Raw genomic sequence first — 2,499 nt, forward strand, 5'->3', positions numbered from 1 at the left:
AAGCCCCCTAAATCCCCCGAGCGAGCAATCCCTCGCTCGGGGGACTTTTAGCAGCAAATTGATTCTTGTTCCCCCCAAGCGAGCAATCCCTCGCTTGGGGGGCTAGGGCGTGTTTTCAAAGTTTTCCGCAAGATGATGATCCCCCCCAGCCCCCCTTAAAAAAGGGGGGAGCCATACTCAAAGTCCCCCTTTTTTAAGGGGGATAATGGGGGATCTCCGAGGCAAGAAAACACGCCCTAGGGGGGCAAAATTCAGTATAAAAAAACTTTTCAGATATCCTCTCAATTTACGCTGAAACTCAGGAGTAAGTTGCACCTCAACTAAGGGAGCATCAGTCAAGGTCAATTCCCTCCCAGATTTGAGAAATGGGTAAGGTTTGTCCAGTCACAGCTTGCTGCCAAGACTTGCTAAAACTTTCTGCTGAAAACTCAGTATTATCACCTTCTGGTATAGATTGAGTTTCTAGGGCATGGTTCTTTTGAATAATTGTGGATAGTATTTTGAGTAGTTCAAGCTGCTCTGCTAATGAAAGCGACTGAGCAATGTTGACCGCTTCTTGAACCTGTGATTTCATTAATCTCCTCTATTTATAATTTAATTGTCTACACCAAAATAAAATAATATTCTTTACCAATTCCCGATTCCCGATTCCCGATTCCCGATTCCCCATTCTAAATTCTAAATTCTAAATTCTAAATTCTAAATTCCCTAAATTGGTAACTCCTTCCCTGCAACCGTCAAGCCTTCAGTTACCTCCAATTTGCCATTGATTTTAATAGTTTTTGATGGATTAAGAGGGGACAATTCGATATCACCTTGCTCAGAAATATTAAGGCGTAACATTTCCTTTCCTTTCATCTTGATCACAAGCCCCGCCTTTGCCTCTGAGACATCCAACACCAGCTCATCCTTAATCGTGATTCCCTTCTCAGCAACAATGCCTTTCTCAGCAACAAAGGTTCCTGTGGCAGTTACCTTGTTATTCGTTTCTAGGGAAATACCATCCTCTTGATGTAAACAAATTAGAGCATGACCAGAGCTATTTTCTCCATTAGGACATTGATCATCTGTGCCCTCACACCAACCATTTTCATCAGGTTCCTCAATGGGGCCAGGCATATCATAAGGACAGATGAAAATTTTGAGGTAAACAGGATGGTCCCCTTTTACCTCTTGAATTGAGCCATCCTTAAATTTATAATCGCTGTTTGCCCCTTTGATTCTAACCATTACCCCACCTTGGTATTTCTCGCCTTGGCCTGAATTGAATTAATCTTCTCTGTTGGCACCATCACCGGACAGGGAGCGCCGAGATTACCCACATGGGTGTGGGTAGCCAGAATAATATCGTCATTATCACCAACAGCATTAGCCGGTAACCGTCCACCAACTTGCACAGAAGCCGTGCTTGCATCCCCAATCTTGATCGAACCTACACTTTTGACGGTGACATTAGAGCTAGCTGCATCAATGGTGATGCCGCCACTTTCAACTTTAATCTTGCAGGTGCCGTTATCAATAGTGATATTACCACCAGATAAAGCTACGGTACATTTTTCATTTTTCAGGGTGGCATCTCCTCCTTCGAGGGTGACATGGCACTTTTCGTTGGTCAGATCAATTTTCTGATCATCGACACTAATCACCTGCTTCTCATTTTTACTAGTAACAGTAACTACCCCCTCCTGATCAATTTTCAAACTCCCCCCGTCTTTCAAGTTATTTTGTAGGTAGAATTCCTTTTCTTTGTTGACAGGGGGTTGGTCTTGGTCATTGTAGAGCCGACCAATAATCACAGGAGCATTGAGATTACCCCCAATAAAGGTAACCAACACCAAATCCCCAACATTGGGAATATTAACCAGTCCTAAATGGGGGGTTGCTACTGGCACTTTGCGCAATTCAAAGTCTTTGCCGTCTGGCTGTTTTTTGTTCTTTAACTTAACTGAACATTGGTAGTTGTCCTTGTCACTCTCAGAGCTATGGGGAAACACCGCTGTCACAATGCCCAACTCAGTAGTGTAAACTTTACGTGCTTCCTGCTGAGCAACCTTCTGCATTACTCCAACAATCGAGTCTGTCACACTTCCTCCCAATCAATTACAGTACAAAAACCACTACGGCGATTGAGACGGTGGCTTACTCCCGTCACTTTGAAGCTACCATTCAGGGTAGCTATCGGCATTTTTGACACCTTGATCTCATCTCCTAGCTTGACATTAGCATTACCTAGCACCTTAATTTCACCCCGTTGCTTCTGGCGCTGCTTAGCCAAAACCGCCTCAGCCATTTTCTGAGCAACTGCCTGGGTAAGAGCTGTGGGGTCAGTCAGTCGTAGAGTAGTGATACCAGAACCGGAACCAGCAGTACCCTTAACCTCCTTTTTGGTAAGCCAAGAGTACGCCTGTTCTCCTTGTCCTTGACTGCTGGGACTTTCTCCATAAATTTCCACCTTCTCAACCCCAGGATGGGGTTGCTCCAATTCCAAGGCCAGAATGA

Annotated in this window: 3 protein-coding genes and 1 pseudogene; all 4 read right to left on the bottom strand. The window is 44.5% G+C overall.

Features of this window, described 5'->3' with window-relative positions; all coding sequences use genetic code 11:
- Positions 1 to 331: 331 nt before the first annotated feature.
- Positions 332 to 574, bottom strand: coding sequence for a hypothetical protein (locus F6K20_RS33905; protein ID WP_008184367.1), 243 nt, complete (start codon positions 572 to 574; stop codon positions 332 to 334).
- Between the two features lie 134 nt (positions 575 to 708).
- Positions 709 to 1,230: a hypothetical protein gene (locus F6K20_RS33910; RefSeq protein ID WP_287297715.1), complete on the bottom strand. Its 522-nt coding sequence runs from the start codon at positions 1,228 to 1,230 to the stop codon at positions 709 to 711.
- The gene (locus F6K20_RS33915) at positions 1,230 to 2,084 is read right to left on the bottom strand and encodes a phage baseplate assembly protein V (RefSeq protein ID WP_287297717.1); all 855 of its coding nucleotides are present in this window, start codon (positions 2,082 to 2,084) and stop codon (positions 1,230 to 1,232) included. Before F6K20_RS33915 ends, F6K20_RS33910 begins: the two co-directional genes overlap by 1 nt.
- Positions 2,081 to 2,499, bottom strand: a pseudogene (locus tag F6K20_RS33920) (hypothetical protein); the annotation flags it as partial. The pseudogene F6K20_RS33920 and the gene F6K20_RS33915, both read right to left, overlap by 4 nt.

It is taken from the genome of Moorena sp. SIO2C4, assembly GCF_010672485.1.
GTDB classification, from domain to species: Bacteria; Cyanobacteriota; Cyanobacteriia; order Cyanobacteriales; family Coleofasciculaceae; genus Moorena; species Moorena producens.

What these genes read in the sequence shown, in the direction of transcription:
- F6K20_RS33905 (WP_008184367.1), bottom strand. Translation starts at nt 574, where the DNA reads ATGAAATCACAGGTTCAAGAAGCGGTCAACATTGCTCAGTCGCTTTCA.
- F6K20_RS33910 (WP_287297715.1), bottom strand. Translation starts at nt 1,230, where the DNA reads ATGGTTAGAATCAAAGGGGCAAACAGCGATTATAAATTTAAGGATGGC.